This window comes from Micromonospora sp. NPDC023888 (assembly GCF_040639415.1).
Lineage (GTDB): Bacteria > Actinomycetota > Actinomycetes > Mycobacteriales > Micromonosporaceae > Micromonospora.
Map to the genome: position 1 here is coordinate 239,797 of NZ_JBEZZW010000003.1, position 14,991 is coordinate 254,787.

General features: G+C 73.0%; 14 protein-coding genes. 6 read left to right on the forward strand and 8 right to left on the reverse strand.

The window, feature by feature from the left end:
* The first annotated feature begins 58 nt into the window (after positions 1–58).
* Entirely contained in the window at positions 59–937 is an 879-nt protein-coding gene (locus AB0F61_RS04130; RefSeq protein ID WP_357803084.1) for an alpha/beta hydrolase, read from the forward strand.
* A 130-nt stretch (positions 938–1,067) separates the two neighbouring features.
* On the opposite strand, the gene AB0F61_RS04135 is transcribed toward AB0F61_RS04130, so the two are convergent.
* Entirely contained in the window at positions 1,068–3,239 is a 2,172-nt protein-coding gene (locus tag AB0F61_RS04135; RefSeq protein ID WP_357803086.1) for a hypothetical protein, read from the reverse strand.
* A 76-nt stretch (positions 3,240–3,315) separates the two neighbouring features.
* Positions 3,316–4,263, reverse strand: a complete 948-nt coding sequence (locus AB0F61_RS04140) for an SDR family NAD(P)-dependent oxidoreductase (protein ID WP_357803088.1) — start codon at positions 4,261–4,263, stop codon at positions 3,316–3,318.
* A 132-nt stretch (positions 4,264–4,395) separates the two neighbouring features.
* Here AB0F61_RS04140 and AB0F61_RS04145 point away from each other — a divergent pair, with 132 nt between their 5' ends.
* Positions 4,396–4,779 (forward strand): hypothetical protein, encoded by a 384-nt coding sequence (locus tag AB0F61_RS04145; protein WP_357803090.1) that lies wholly within the window; start codon positions 4,396–4,398, stop codon positions 4,777–4,779.
* Here the strand turns inward: AB0F61_RS04145 and AB0F61_RS04150 are convergent.
* Positions 4,776–5,543, reverse strand: a complete 768-nt coding sequence (locus AB0F61_RS04150; protein WP_357803092.1) for a TetR/AcrR family transcriptional regulator — start codon at positions 5,541–5,543, stop codon at positions 4,776–4,778. The two genes, AB0F61_RS04145 and AB0F61_RS04150, sit on opposite strands and share 4 nt — an antisense overlap.
* A 170-nt stretch (positions 5,544–5,713) precedes the next feature.
* Between AB0F61_RS04150 and AB0F61_RS04155 the strand changes: the two genes are divergently transcribed.
* From AB0F61_RS04155 to AB0F61_RS04165, 3 genes are all read left to right on the forward strand, one after another.
* Entirely contained in the window at positions 5,714–7,003 is a 1,290-nt protein-coding gene (locus AB0F61_RS04155) for a histidine kinase (protein ID WP_357803094.1), read from the forward strand.
* Entirely contained in the window at positions 6,991–7,656 is a 666-nt protein-coding gene (locus AB0F61_RS04160; RefSeq protein WP_357803096.1) for a response regulator transcription factor, read from the forward strand. Before AB0F61_RS04155 ends, AB0F61_RS04160 begins: the two co-directional genes overlap by 13 nt.
* An 88-nt stretch (positions 7,657–7,744) precedes the next feature.
* A complete protein-coding gene (locus AB0F61_RS04165; RefSeq protein ID WP_357803098.1) occupies positions 7,745–8,806 on the forward strand; it encodes a Gfo/Idh/MocA family oxidoreductase in 1,062 nt (353 codons plus the stop codon).
* 102 nt (positions 8,807–8,908) lie between these two features.
* Here AB0F61_RS04165 and AB0F61_RS04170 read toward each other — a convergent pair whose 3' ends face one another.
* The 3 genes from AB0F61_RS04170 to AB0F61_RS04180 form a co-directional block, all read right to left on the reverse strand.
* Positions 8,909–9,070, reverse strand: a complete 162-nt coding sequence (locus AB0F61_RS04170) for a hypothetical protein (RefSeq protein ID WP_357803100.1) — start codon at positions 9,068–9,070, stop codon at positions 8,909–8,911.
* A 304-nt stretch (positions 9,071–9,374) separates the two neighbouring features.
* Positions 9,375–9,596 carry a hypothetical protein gene (locus AB0F61_RS04175; RefSeq protein ID WP_030335934.1) on the reverse strand — a complete coding sequence of 74 codons (222 nt, stop codon included), beginning with the start codon at positions 9,594–9,596 and terminating at the stop codon, positions 9,375–9,377.
* Positions 9,597–9,807: 211 nt separating this feature from the next.
* Positions 9,808–10,905 carry an NYN domain-containing protein gene (locus AB0F61_RS04180; RefSeq protein ID WP_357803102.1) on the reverse strand — a complete coding sequence of 366 codons (1,098 nt, stop codon included), beginning with the start codon at positions 10,903–10,905 and terminating at the stop codon, positions 9,808–9,810.
* Positions 10,906–11,126: 221 nt separating this feature from the next.
* Between AB0F61_RS04180 and AB0F61_RS04185 the strand changes: the two genes are divergently transcribed.
* Positions 11,127–13,163 carry a glycosyl hydrolase family 28-related protein gene (locus tag AB0F61_RS04185; protein WP_357803104.1) on the forward strand — a complete coding sequence of 679 codons (2,037 nt, stop codon included), beginning with the start codon at positions 11,127–11,129 and terminating at the stop codon, positions 13,161–13,163.
* A gap of 43 nt (positions 13,164–13,206) precedes the next feature.
* Here the strand turns inward: AB0F61_RS04185 and AB0F61_RS04190 are convergent, their stop codons facing one another.
* On the reverse strand, positions 13,207–13,836 hold the full coding sequence (locus AB0F61_RS04190) for a hypothetical protein (RefSeq protein WP_357803105.1): 630 nt from the start codon (positions 13,834–13,836) through the stop codon (positions 13,207–13,209).
* Between the two features lie 13 nt (positions 13,837–13,849).
* Entirely contained in the window at positions 13,850–14,947 is a 1,098-nt protein-coding gene (locus AB0F61_RS04195) for an SRPBCC family protein (RefSeq protein ID WP_357803107.1), read from the reverse strand.
* Positions 14,948–14,991: the final 44 nt, after the last annotated feature.

Below are 14,991 nucleotides of genomic sequence, written 5' to 3' on the forward strand. Positions count from 1 at the left end.
CCGTACGACGGCGACGGGTCACCGCCCGAGCCGGCCCTGCTCACCAGGAAGGTTCCCCGTGGAGCCGAGGATCAACGGATTCGACTACCAGCGCGTCACCGTCGCCGACGGCGTGACGCTCACCGCCGCCGTGGGCGGCTCCGGGCCACCGATCGTGCTGTTGCACGGCTTCCCGCAGACCCACCTCATGTGGCGGCACGTCGCGGCCGACCTGGCCGCCGACCACACGGTCATCTGCCCCGACCTGCGCGGCTACGGAGACAGCGACAAACCAGTGGACGCCGACGGCACCGGGTACGCCAAGCGGACCATGGCCGCCGACGTGGTGGCGCTGGCCGGTGCGCTCGGCCATGAGCGCTTCGCCCTAGCCGGGCACGACCGGGGCGCCCTTGTCGCGTTCCGGGCCGGCCTCGACCACCCGGCGGCGATCAGCCGGCTCGCGCTGCTCGACGTGCTGCCCACCCTCGACATGTGGGACGTGCTGCACGGCGCCAGCGCCGCGGTCGCCTTCCACCTGTACCTGATGGCCCAGCCGCCCGGACTGCCCGAGGAGCTGATCGGCGGCAGCCCGGACGCGTTCTTCGGCCACTTCCTGGACGTCTGGACCCGCGACCCGGGGGCGCTGCCGGCCGAGGTGCGCGCCGCCTACCTGCGGGCGTCCCGCGACGCGGTCGCCTCGATCGTCGCCGACTACCGGGCGTCGGCCGGCATCGACGTCACCCACGACAGCGCCGACCGGGCGGCGGGCAACCGGCTGCGCATGCCGGTGACAGTGCTCCAACAGGACTGGGGCGCCGCGCTCGGCTACGACGCGGCCGGGGTGTGGCGGGCCTGGGCCCCGGACCTCGAACACCAGACGGTCACCTGCGGGCACTTCATGGCGGAGGAGGCCCCCGCGGTGGTGGTCGGGGCACTGCGGGCCCTGCTGCGGCGCTGATCGACCACCGCTGAGCGCCGGTCGCCTCCGGTAATACTTCCGACACTGTGCGCGCCGGGGGCGCGCGGCCGCCGCTCCTGCGCGCCCCGGCGCCCGCACGTCGTCGAAGGTGGCCCCTGACCCGGGCGGCTCATCCGCCGTTGCTGGTGCGCAGTCGGCCGGCGAGTTCCCGCAGCGCCGCCCGGAACTCGGGCTCGGACTCGTCCGGGTGGTGCCCGCGCAACGGTGGCGGTCGACGCTTCCCCGGTGATGCCAGCAGGTCCCGAGGGTCGCGCAGCCTGCGGTCGACCCGTCCGGCCGGGTCGGCGGCGTCGGGCGGCGGATCGCCGGGCCGGTGCGCGGCGAAGATCCAACCTCCGACCGGGTCCGTGTCGCGCCAGAGGTTGAGCCACCGCCAGTCGATCCGCTTCCCCACCTCGCGCAGCACGTTCTCGTTCAGGTACGCCGGAAAGAGCCGGGCGTAGAGGCGGTCCAGCGGGGAGCCGTAGGTGAGCAGCGCGACCCGTCGGCGTGTTCGCGGAGGCAGCCGCAGCACCGCGAGGGCCAGCAACGCCGAGCCGTGGCTGTGCCCGCACAGCACCACCCCCGCGTGCCGCTCGGCGAGCTGGGTGATCCGGTCGGCCAACTCCGGCACCGCGCGGTCGGCGTAGCTCGGGGGTGCGAACGGGTGGGCGGCCCGGGGCCAGAAGGTGCCCAGGTCCCAGAGGATCCCGACGTGCCGGCGGAACCATGCCGTCCGGTAGGCGAACACACCACCCGACAACAGGACGAGGACCACTGCGGCGATGACGTAGGTGCCCCCGGTGAGTGCCATCCCGACGAACCCGGCGGGCAGCCCGAGAACCTGCCACGCCACCTCGTCCGGCTCGCGCCCGAACTGCCCGAGCAGACTCGTGGTCAGCCCGATCACCGCGAGCAGCGCGTACGCGGTGGCCAGGGGGCCCAGCCACTCGGTGAACCGTGCCCGGGCCACGGCCTTGGTGACCTCCCGCAGCCGCCCGGTCGCCTCCGGCGGCGGCGCGGGAAAGTCGCCGGCGGTGATGTCCGCCGCCGCACGCCACCGGCGACGCCGGGACAGGACGGTCACCGCGCTGCACACCAACGCCGCCGCGACCACGTGCAGGAACACCGCCATGATCGTCCAGCGGTACGGCAGTGGCGGCTGGTCGTCACCGCGATAGCCGCCGAGCAGCACCCCCGTCTGATAGACGAGGCCGGCGGAGAGCGCGCCGGACAGACCGACCGCGATGGCCGCGATGACCGTCGCGCCCAGTCCTCGCGGCAGGGCCGACCGGCCCCTGACGCGACGGTGCCGCCACAGCACCAGCCCGCAGAGCAGCACCAGCAGCACCATCTGGCCGAGCAGCGCCGCGCCCGTGATCGCGCCGTAGCCGGGGAGCGCTGTCGACGACGGCCAGCCCCGCTCGTCGCTCGCGACGGCGACGAGGGTCGCCACGGTCAGCCCGGCCGCCACCAGACCCGCGGCCCTCGCGGTCCAGGTGGACATCCGCGCGGTCGCGGCACGGTCGATCAGCCCCGGCACGGCGAGCAGACCGACGCAGGCCAGCAGGACCGCCGCGCTGAGCGTCAGCAGCAGCGTCGTCGCGGGCGTCGCGCCGCCGGCGCGACGGGCCGTGAGCAGCAGGAGATCGAGTACCGCGAGCGCGGCGGCGACATGGATCGCGCGCAGCCGCTCCACAAGCGGCTCCACCGCCCACAGTGGGTTGCCGGCCGGACGGGACCGGCGGGTGCCGAGCAGCCGCAGGAGGGCGACCCCGGCGATCGGCAGCAGCGCCAGCACGGCCAGCCGCTGCCCGACGTGCCGGCCGTCGAAGCCGGCCATCGTGTCGAAGGGCGCCCGGCAGTGGACCGCGCCGAGACACCGCCAGGCGAGCAGGTCGAGAGCGACCCCGGCGATGGACACCACGTACACCACTGTGAGGTTGAGCGCGAGCAGCCGGCACAGGACGGTGACCCCGCCGGCGGCGCGGCCGGCGGGCCGCATCCACACCGCCAGGTTGCTGAGCATGAACGGCAGCAGGAAGACCATGGAGAGGGTCCGAGCCACGGTGCCGGAGGGCAGGTCACCCCAGCGGTACGCCTCCAGCGTCAGCCCGTCCGCGTCGGTGCCGTCCGGCCCGGCGCGGCGGTGGAAGCCCCCGCTGTCGTCGCCCGCGACCTGCCGCACCCTCGCCTCGTGCAGCACGACCGAGGGCCGTGCCCCCGACACGCCGTGCACCCGCAACTCCACCACGTCGTCGTGTCGCGGTTGGTCGCCGGAATGCGCCTGTCGCTGCGGCATCGGGGCGGTTACCCGTGCCGTCGCTGATCGGGCGCGCCGCTTCCCGCGGCGGGCGGCGCCACCCGTCGGTGCGCGGTCATCGGGGGCGCACCGACGTCGGGGCGCCGGCCGCGACCAGGTCCGCCGCCACGTCCCAGAGCCGCTGCGCGTTGTCCGGATCGATCGCGTACGCCGCCACCCCGCTGTAGTCGGCGGGCCGCTCGGTGACGACCGGGGCCTCGGCGCAGTCCTCGAAGTAGCGACCGCCGACGCCGTCCAGCAGCGGGGACGCGGCGAGCAGCACCGAGGTCGCGGCGCCCTGCTGCGGGGTCTTCTGCCGTTCCCTGGGCGTACGCAGCCCGCCGGTGTGCTTCTGCAGGCCGGTGGCGATCGCACCCGGGTTGAGCGCGTTGGCGTAGATGCCCTCGCCGGACCAGCGGCGGGTCGCCTCGACGGCGAGCAGGGCCTCGGCGCTCTTGGACTGCCCGTAGGCCAGCAGCGGGTCGTACGGCCGGAACGCGAAGTGCAGGTCGTCGAAGATCACCGGGGAGAAGAGGTTGCCGCTTGAGCTGACCGACACCACCCGGGCGCCACCGGCGGCGACGAGCGCGTCGTGCAGCCCGACGGTCAGCGTGTAGTGCCCCATGAAGTTGGTGGCGAACTGCATCTCCCAGCCCTCGGCGGTGCGCTCCAGCTCGGGCAGCGCCATGATCCCGGCGTTGTTGACGAGGATGTGCAGCGGCTGGTCCCAACCGGCGACGAACCGGCGTACCGAATCCTGGTCGGCCAGGTCCAGCTCACGGACGGTGACCCGGTCGGCGCCGATGCCGGCCGCGATGTCGGCCGCGGCCTGCTCGCCGGCGCTGACCCGGCGTACCCCGAGTACGACCTCGGCACCGGCGGCGGCCAACGAGCGAGCGGTCTCGACGCCGATGCCGGCCGCGCCCCCGGTGATGACGGCCCGTTTGCCGCTCAGGTCGACTCCGGCGAGGACCTCGTCGGCGGTCGAGGCGAAACCGAACGGGGTCGTGAGTCGCTCGCTCATCTCTGTCCCATCTCTCGTTGAGGCTCCCGCCACAAACTGTCACCCCGGCGGCCGCCGCCAGCCGGGTTCCTGGTTTTCCTGGTAGTGGCAGGACCAGGATGGGCGGCCGGTGGCCGCTCCTACGATGGGTTGGTGCGCACGGCCGGTCCGCTCGGCGAGTACCTGCGTGCCCGGCGCGAGCTGATCAGGCCGGGCGACGTCGGGCTGCCCGCGCACGGCCGTCGGCGGGTGCCCGGCCTGCGGCGCGAGGAGTTGTCCGCCGGCAGTGAACGGTTCCGGCGGCTGTGGGCCCGGCACGACGTGGTCGCCCGCGCCGGTGGCGGGGTCCGGGTGTTCCGCCATCCCCGGGTGGGCGAGCTGAAGTTGCGCTACGAGAAGCTCACGATCGCCGGCACCACCCAGTCGCTCGTCGTCTACCACGCCGAGCCGGGCAGCCCGTCGGCGCGCGCGCTCGCCCGCCTGGCCCGGCACGCGGCGGCCGGGGTGCCCGATCCGGCCGGGTCCCGGCTGCGCTAGCCGGCGGTGGCCCGTTCGGCGACCACCACCGCAATCCCGTCGAGGACGCGTTGCAGGCCGAACTCGAAGGCGTACTCCGGGCCGTAGGCGGCACCGTGCTGCTGGCCGGCCGCGGTGCCGACCCGGGCGGCGGTCGGGTAGGCCCCGGCCGTCAGGAACGTCTCCAGCCAGGGCGCGTGCGACTGCCACCACTGGCCGTCGGTCATGCCGGTCTCCCGTTCCAGGTCGACCACCTCGGACGCGGCGCGGGCGGAGGTCTTCACGTGCCCGAGGACGAGCGTGAGCACCGCGTCCATCTCGACGTCGGTGAGCCCGATGTCGGCGACCGTGTTCAGCTCGCGGTCGTATTTGGCGACCAGGTGGGGGCCGAGCACGGGTCGGGTCGTCTCGGCCCGGAGCATCCACCGGTGCCGCTGGTAGAGCGCGAGGTTGTCGCGGGCGACCCGCTCCAGCCGGGCCCGCCAGTCCCCCTCGACGGTGAGGGGCGGCATCTCGCCGTACGCGGTGTCGATCATGACGGCGACGAGTTCGGCCTTGCCCGGCACGTAGGTGTAGACGGACATGGTGCCGACGCCCAACGCCTCGCCGACCCGGCGCATGGTCAGCGCGTCGAGGCCCTCGGTGTCGGCGATGTCGATCGCGGCCCGGACGATCCGGTCGACGCTGAGCCCCGGGCCGGCGCTGCGGCTGGCCGGTTCCCTGGTGCGCCAGAGGATGGCCAGGCTGCGGGCCGGGTCCGCGGTCGCCTTGCGTTCGCTCGCCATGGTCCGGTCATCCTAACAACGCGGCCGTACGCCGTACGTCGCCCGCTGGCCGGGCCGCGGAGTCGGCGGACGACACCGGGCCACAGGTTCGGCAGGTAGTGCTGGACCTACCTCGGAAAGTGGATCTGGTCGGCTGGGGCGCCGGGTCGTCCGCGATTAGCGTTTTCGGCATGACCCCGCAACTCCCCTCCCGACTGGCCGAGGCGCTGCGTCGCCGCGACTGGCTGATCTCCGCCTGGCCCTGGCGGGCGCTGGCCTACCTGGTCAGCACCGTGCCGATCGCGGGCCTGCTCGCCATCGGGTTGCTCATCATCGGCGCGCCGCTGCTGGCCGCCGCCAACGGCCTGCTGCTGCATGGTCGGCCGCCCAGTGTCGCGCTCCTGCTGTTCCTGGCGACCGGCAGCCTCAGCCTGCTGGCGCTGGCACCGATCGTGAGCTTCCCGGTGGCCGTCATCGAGCGGTGGCGGCTGGGGCTCGTGGACAACCGCCCGCTGCCCGCGCCGCCGTGGCCGGGTCTGGTTGCCCGCTACCGCAGCGCCGGGGCCTGGCGGGAGGTGGCGTACCTGTTCTGCCTGGGCGGTTTCGTGCCGGTCGTGTATTGGGTGTTCCTGCTGCTGGTGCTGCTCGACGTCGGGATGATCACGAGTCCCTGGCTGGCCGGCGACGCCGAGCCGGTGGTCATCTGGCAGCCGATCGAGACCACCGGCGAAGCCATCCCGTACGCGATCGTGGCGGTGCTGCTCCTGCCGGTCTTCTGCTACGCGGCAGGTCTGGTCGCCGCCGCCCAGGCAGCCGTGACCCGGTGGGCGCTGGCCTGGCCGGTCGACGCGGCGGCGCTGCGCGAGGTCGCCCGGTCGCGCACCCGGCTGGTCGGCGCGTACGAGGCGGAACGGCGTCGGATCGAACGGGACCTGCACGACGGCGCGCAACCACGACTGACAAGCCTCACCCTCCAGCTGGGCCTGGCCCGGTTGGACGTCCCCGAGGACTCCCCCGCCGCCCGGCCCCTCGCCGTGGCACACGACCAGGCCCGGGGCCTGATGGTGATGTTGCGGCAACTGGTGCACGGCATCCGCCCGCAGAGCCTCACCGACCTCGGCCTGGCCGGTGCCGCGAGCGAGCTGGCCGACGTCGCCACCATCCCGGTCACCGTGCACGCCGACCTGCACGGCGACCTGCCGGAGATCGTCGAGACGACCGCCTACTTCGTGGTGTCCGAGGCACTTGGCAACGTCGCCCGGCACGCCGGGGCGACCCACGCCGAGGTACGCCTCACCCGGGCCGGCGGGGACCTCGTCATCGAGGTGACCGACAACGGGCGTGGCGGTGCCGACCCCACCCGGGGCACCGGCCTGACCGGTCTCGCCGACCGGGTCGCCGCCGTGGACGGCCGGCTGCTGCTGTCCAGCCCGCCCGGCGGGCCTACCCTGGTCCGGGTGGAGCTGCCGTGTCGCCGGTGACCCGGGTGGTCCTCGCGGAGGACGAGGTGCTGCTGCGGGAGGGTCTGGTCGCGCTGCTGACCCGCTTCGAGTTCACTGTGTGCGCCGCCGTCGGCTCCGCGCCCGAGCTGCTGGGCGCGGCCCGCGAGCACCAACCGGACCTGGTCCTCACCGACATCCGGATGCCGCCGGGCCGCCGCGACGACGGGCTCCGGGCGGCCGTCGCGTTACGCGCCGAGCGACCCCACCTGCCCGTGGTGGTGCTCAGCCAGTACGTGCAGACCGGGTACGCGGCGGCGCTGCTGGACAGCGGCGACGGTCAGCGGGTGGGCTACCTGCTCAAGGACCGGGTTGCCGAGGTCACCGAGTTCGTCGACACGCTGCGCCGGGTCGCGGCGGGCGGCACCGCCATCGACCCGGACGTGGTGCGGCAACTGCTGCACCGCCCGCGCGATCCGCTCGCCGCGCTCTCCGCCCGGGAACGCGAGGTGCTGGCGTTGCTGGCCGAGGGTCGGTCGAACGCGTCGATCGCCGGCCGACTGCACGTCAGCGAGGCGGCGGTCGGTAAGCACGTCGGCAACATCCTGCTGAAGCTCGACCTGCCGCCCAGCGACGACACCAACCGTCGGGTGCTCGCGGTGCTCACCTACCTGCGCAGCGACCCGGCGGGCTGACCAGCGTCGGGCCGAGGCCGGCGCGTAGATTCGACAACCGGTACCGCGGCCACCGAGGAGCGCGGGCCGGCGAGACGGGGGTACGGGCATGGCGGAGGCGTTGCGGGTCGGTCTGCTGGGGTACGGGCTGGCGGGTCGGGTGTTCCACGCGCCGCTGATCGCCGCGACCCCGGGGCTGCGGCTCGACGCGATCGTGACCCGCGATCCGCAGCGACGCGACCAGGCCCGGCAGCACTTCCCGGACGCCCGCCTGGTCGACGACGCCGACGAGCTGTGGCGTACGCCGGATGCGTTGGACCTGGTCGTGGTGGCGACGCCGAACCGACAGCACGTGCCGATGGCCCGGGCGGCACTTGCCGCCGGGCTGCCCGTCGTCGTCGACAAGCCGCTCTCCCCGACCGCCGCGGAGGGCCGCGCCCTGATCGGCGAGGCGACCGAGCGTGGGGTGCCGTTGACGGTCTTCCAGAACCGGCGCTGGGATGGCGACTTCCTGACCGCCCGCCGGCTGGTGGAGCAGGGCGAGTTGGGGCGGGTGCTGCGCTTCGAGTCCCGGTTCGAGCGGTTCCGTCCGACGATCAAGCCGGGCTGGCGGGAGCTTGCCGGTCCCGAGGAGGCCGGCGGCGCGCTCTTCGACCTCGGCGCCCACCTGATCGACCAGGCGGTGCAACTGTTCGGCCGGGTCGACCGCGTCTACGCGGAGGTGGACCGCCGCCGCGCGGGTGCGGCCGTCGACGACGACGCCTTCGTGGCGTTGACCCATGCCAACGGGGTGCACTCGCACCTGTGGATGGGCGCGGTGACCGCACAGCTCGGGCCCCGGCTGCGGGTGCTGGGCGACCGGGCCGGCTACACGACGTACGGCCTCGACGTGCAGGAGGCGGCGCTGCACGAGGGCGGCCGGCCGGACCAGCCGGGTTGGGGCGAGGTGCCGCCGGAGCGGTACGGCATGCTCGGCGTGGATGGTGACCTGCGGGCGGTGCCGACCGAGGCCGGCGCGTACCAGAGCTTCTACGCACAGGTGGCGGCGGCGCTGCGCGACGGCACGCCGATGCCGGTGGACCCCCGGGACTCGGTCGCCACCGTCGAGTTGATCGAGCTGGCGCACCGGTCGGCGGCCGAGGGTGTGGTGCTGCCGGTCCCGACCGCCTGACCGGGGCGATGGCCGCCGGCCCGCTGATGATCGACTCGGTTTCCGTGAAGTCGCGGTATCAGGATGTCCCTGACACACCGACTTCACCGAAGCCGAGTGGATCTACTGGTCGGCGTCCTCCTCGGAAGGGGCGTCGTCCGGCGTGCGGGCGTCGTCGTCGGTCAGCGCGTCGTTTGACGGGCGGCTGAGCTGGCCGAGCCGACGCTCGGCCTCCCGGGCCTCCTCGTCGAGCCTGGGCTTCTCCTCGTCGGGACCCTGCGACATGAGCGACCTCCATCGGGCACGATCGGCCGATCTCCGTGTACCCGGCCTGACGACGGGAACACGGACCACCTGCGGCGTCCCTTGATCAGGTGATGGAAAGTAGTCGAATCCGCCCGCGGAAACCTACTTTTCATCAACTGATCAAGAAGATTCGACGTCTGGCGCTGATGGCAGACGTCGCTTCGATCATGCTGCAGAAGCGGTGAGCTGAGCGTCGTTGGCGAGCTGAGCCGAGCGCCGGGCCGGCCGGGGAGCGCACCGGGCGGGGAGCCCAGGAGCGTTGCCGGCCCGGCCCGGTGCCGGATCAGCGCTGCTTCAGCTCGCGCCAGGATGGGTGGGTGCCGCGCCACGCGTCGGCGAGGATGGCCGCCGAGGCCCGGCTTGGGCACTGCTGCACCCGCTCACGACCCGACGCCCCACCGATCTGGGCGCGGACCTCCCAACCCTGCCCGTCAGTACGGATATACACGTCCCGGCGCCCGCGCGGGGTCGTGTCTCCGTTCCACCAATGCTCCTCGACCTTCATTCGCCGACCGTATAGCAAATTTTGCGCCGGGGGTACGGCGCAGGTGGGCCTATACCAGGGCGATAGCCGTAATTCCGGCGCATTTCGGCCTATGCGTTGACGGGGAGGAGCCGCAACGGCAGATCCACCCCGTCCTGATCGACCAATCAGGGTGCACTCACCTGCCGCTGAGCACACCGGCCAGGGTGCTGGCCTGCCGGGCTGGGATGCATCAACCCTGGGTGGTCAGCAGGTAGTCGTCAGCTTCGGGGCTCCACCGCAGGTCGACCGCGCCGCCGGTGGCCGCGGCCTTGCAGAACTGCAAGAAGCTGCGGTATCCGAGCTTCTTCTCGCTGAAGTCGGGCCGGGCCCGCCGCAACTGGTTCTTCAACCCGGACAGCGCCACCGGGTTGCCGCCGCTGCCCAGCTCCGCCACCACGCCACGGAGCAGACCGAACGCCACCTCCCGGTCGCCGTGCTCGGGCAGCGAGACCTCGGGGTCGCCCTTCGCGGGACCCTCGGCCAGCTCGATCACCGTGTGCTCGGCGAGGTGTCGCAGCAGTTCCCCGAAGGTGCGGAAACCGTAGTCGGACTCGCTGAACGTCGGGTCCTTGCGCAACAGGGTGCGCTTGAGCCGGGACGCGGTGACCTCGCCGTTGGCGCTGCCCTGCAACCCGGCCACCGTCTGGGCGACGAGCACGGCGAGCGCGTCGACGTCCCGTCCGGGCTCCTCGCCGGCGGGTCGACCGCCCACCTCCGGCTCGGGTTCCCGCTCGAGCTCCGGCTCGGGCGGGCGCTGGTCCGGGCCGGTCTGCCGGGTCGGACGACCGCGCCGGCTGCGGGTCGGCGGGATGTCCACACCTTCCAGCCGGTCGTAGTAGAGGAACTCGTCGCACGCCGGCGGGAGCAGCGCCGACGTCGACCCCTCGACCCCGACGCCGATGACCCGCTTGTTCAGCTCGCGAAGCTTGTGCACGAGAGGGGTGAAGTCGCTGTCGCCGCTACAGATGACGAACGTGGAGATGTAGTCACGTTCGAACGCCAACTCGATCGCGTCGACAGCCATCTTGATGTCCGCGGCGTTCTTCCGGGACGCGCCCATCCGCTGCGGGATCTCGATCAGCTCGACGTGGGACCGGGTGAGCATCCGGCGGTCCTCGTCGAAGTAGGACCAGTCGGCGTACGCGCGGCGGACCACCACCCGACCCCGTTCGGCGAGCGCGTCGGCGATCGGCCGGAAGTCGAAGTCCGCGCCGCCACGGTGATCGCGCGCCCCCAACGCGAGGTTCTCGTAGTCGAGGAACAGGGCGATCCGGTCTTCTTGATCCACGCGGCCCAGGGTACGCCGGCAGTGGGCGGTCTGGGCGCAGGCGAAGCGCGACACCTCAACTCGTCGATCGTCCAATTCTTGCGGTCTAATGGTCGTCTATTTTCGTTGTTCGATTGTGGTCTTGCAGTGCCATGTTCGGTGCTGCATCATGACGATCAATGTCGGGCGTTGGGGGAAGCGCCGGGCGGACCTCCACCACCACCCACCCAGGAGGGTCACCGATGATTCGCAGCATCCCGCCGGCCCGGAGACGCCCCGGCCGGCCTGCCGGCACCGCCGTGGCGCTCGCGGCCGGGCTCGCCGTGCTGGTCGCCGTGCCCACCGTGGCCGTCGCCGGTCCATCCGCGCCCGCCGGCACCCGGCCGGTGGTCACCCGTGCCGCCCTCGACCCGGCACTTGTCGCCGGGCGCGGCGCCGACGTCGACTTCGTCGAACAGGAGGCGGAGAACGCGCGCACCAACGGCGAGATCATCGGCCCCGACCGGTCTGCCTACACGCTGCCCGCCGAGGCCTCCGGCCGCCGGGCGGTCCGGCTCACCCCCGGTGAGTACGTGGAGTTCGTCCTCCCCAGCGCGGCGAACGCGATAAACGTGCGCTACAGCATCCCGGACGCGCCGTCCGGCGGCGGGATCACCGCTCCGCTGCGCGTCGACGCCAACGGCAGGCACGTGCGCAGCATGACGCTGACCTCCCAGTACTCGTGGCTCTACAACCAGTACCCGTTCTCCAACGACCCGCAGGCCGGGCTGCTGCACCCGGACTGGTGGATCACCGAGTGTCAGTGCGTGCCGGCGGCCACCACGCCGTACCCGAGCATCAGCACGCCGTTTCGGCCCACCCACTTCTACGACGAGCAGCGCCTGCTGCTCGGGCGCACCTACCGGGCCGGTGACCGGATCCGGCTGACCGCGCCAACCGGCAGCGCCGCGGCCTGGACCGTCATCGACCTGCTGGACTCCGAACTGGTCGCGCCGCCGCGCGTGAAGCTGCTCGCGGCGAACGTGCTCGCCTTCGGCGCCGACCCCACCGGCCGGCGGGACTCCGCCGACGCGCTGGACCGGGCCATCGCCTTCGCCCGGCGCGCCCACCTCACTGTCTACCTCCCGCCGGGCACCTACCAGGTCAACCGGCACATCATCGTCGACGACGTGACAATCGAGGGCGCCGGCAACTGGTACACGGTCATCAAGGGCCGCGAGGTCGCCCTGCCCACGCCCGCGCCGGACGGCTCGGTGCACACCGGCGTCGGGTTCTACGGCCGCGACGCCGCCGACGGCGGCAGCCGCAACGTCCACCTCTCCGGCTTCACCATCGAGGGCGACGTCCGGGAACGCATCGACACCGACCAGGTGAACGCGATCGGTGGGGCGATGAGTGACTCCACAATCGACGGGCTCTACCTGCGCCACACCAAGGCCGGCCTGTGGTTCGACGGGCCGATGCGCAACGTCCGCGTCACCAACAACATCGTCGTCGACCAGATCGCCGACGCGCTCAACTTCCACACCGGAGTGACCGACTCCCTCGTGGCGCACAACTTCGTCCGCAACACCGGCGACGACGGTCTGGCGATGTGGTCGGAGAAGACGGCGAACGCGCGCAACACGTTCGACCACAACACCGTGCAGTCACCGACGCTTGCCAACGGCATCGCCATCTACGGCGGCACGGACACCACCGTCTCGCACAACCTCGTCGCCGACCCGGTCCGCGAGGGCAGTGGCCTCCACGTCGGGGCCCGCTTCGGCGCGGAGCCGTTCACCGGGCACCTACGGATCACCGACAACACCACCGCCCGCGCCGGCACCTACGAGTTGAACTGGAACATCGGGCTGGGCGCCATCTGGTTCTTCGCCCTGGACCGGAGCATCGACGCGGCCATCGAGGTCACCGGCGACGCGTACCTCGACAGCACCTACAACGCGATCATGCTGGTCAGCGACTGGCCGGTGAAGGACCTCTACTCGATCTCCAACGTGCGGTTCCGGGACATCCGGGTCGACGGCACCGGCACCTCGGTGGTCAGCGCCCGCTCGGCCGGGTCCGCCTCGTTCGCCAACGTGGACGCCCGCAACGTGGGCGCGGTGGGGATCAACAACTGCGGTTCGTTCCACTTCACCCCGGCCGGTTCGGAGTTCACAGTGACCGACCTCGGCGGCAACGACGGCGGGTGGCTCGCGCCGTGGCTGCTACCCAACACCATCACCTGCGACGACCGGCCGCCCGTGTCGCCGCCCCCGCCTCCGGCGCAGTGGTGAACGCGGTGGGCGGTCCGACTCGTCGGGCCGCCCACCGCCTCGCTCAGCGCGCCCGGACGTACGCCAGCGGCACGCTCGTCGGCTGCCCGGCCCAACTGCCCAGCAGGGCAGCCCCGGCGGCCTCGGCAGCGCCGGGGCGGCGGACGACGACCAGTTCGACGGTGTCGGTGACGACGAGTGTGCTGTCCTCGTCGACCACCCGACGCACGGCGCCGACCGGGGCCGCGTCGGCGTCCACGGCGCCGCTGACGGCGATCGTCACGCTCGGCTCGCGCACCTCACGCCGACCGTCCACCTCGAAGTACTGCTCCGCCTGGCCGGAGCCGGAGCGGATGGCGTGGGCGAGCGCGGCGGCGTACACCTGGTCGACGCAGCCGTCGTACACCCAGCGCCGGCCGAGCACCGAGTGCTCGGTGGTGCCGACCAACCAGGCGTCCGCGCCGTCGAGGGGCGCGGCCCGATAGGTGAGCGGGACCTGATGGACCGGCCCGTCGGGGGTGCTGACCAGCACCGTCTCGATGCCGACCTCGCCAGCCGGGTCGTCGAAGCGGTACGCGCCCCGGCTCACCAGCTCGACGCCGGCGGGCCCGGCGTACCACTGTCGGTCGGGAAGCCAGGCCGCCAGCAGGTCGAGCTTCGTGGGGCGCAGTGTCGCCTTGTGCAGAAGTGCCATGCCGGCAGCCTAGTCAGAGGCCCGCGCAGGGTTGCCCGCCGATCGTGCAGCTCTCCGGTTCCCGGGCCTTCGGCCGGCTGTCGCGGACGTCGAAGCTGATCGTCCGGGACCCCCCGGCCGCCAGGGGGGCGCCGGTGAAGGTGATCGTCCGCCCGTCCAGTCGCCAGTTCGCGCCGTCGACGTCGTCGACTGTGGTGCCCTCGCCGAGAGTGACCACCACTGCCCAGTCCGCCACCGCCACGCCGCCCGGGTTGTCGACCACGACCTCACCCGTGTAGCCGAACAGCCGGCTGGAGTCGGTCTCGTACCGGGCCACCACTGGCGTCGGCGGCGCGGGCGGCGCGGGTGGTGGAGCGGACGCTGGTGAACTCGGTGGCTGCGCCGACGGGGTCCGGCTCGGGCGGGTGGTCGCCGACGCGGTGCTCCGCGAGGGGCGCGTGGAGGGGGTCGCCCTCGGCGCGGCGGCGGTCGCGCCGGCCGTCTCGGACGGCGACGGCGCGCCGGTCGACGTCGGGGCGGCGGTGGGCGTCGACTCGGGCGGCAACGTTATCCAGGCCGCCGTACCCGCCAGCAGCGCGGCCCCGGCGACCAGGGCGACCAGGATGCGACGCCGACGGCGGGTGCGGCCGGACGCGCGGAGCATGACCAGCGGCAGCTCGGTGGTCATCCCACCGTCGCCGCGACGCAGGTCGACCTGCTGGAACGCGAGCCAGTCGAGGATGGCCGGCAGTCGTACGGTGAGCGCCTGCCGTAGCTGCTGCTCGCGTGGGTCGTGCTGCTCGGCGGACCACGCGCCGTGCGTGGTGACCTCCCGCACCTCCAGCCGGCAGCCCTGGCCGGTGGCCGTCACCGCGCAGGTCAGCTCACTGAGCCGGCCGGCCTCGTCGCAGGCCAGCACGAGGAGCGCCGGCTCCTGCCGCTCGGTCACCTCGACCTCGACGTTCGCCTCGAAGCCGGGCAACTCGGCCGTGTGCAGCAGCAGGCGGTCCGCCACGCCCTCGACCGTGTCGGCCTCGGCGAACCACCGACCGAGCAGTTTCCGATCGGTGAGTGCGAGCCAGACCCGGTCGGGCGGGTGGGACAGGTCGACCTGCGCACCGATCTCGATCATGGCGAGACTCTACGGGTTACCCGGTCGGCCGTCCCGCCGGCCCG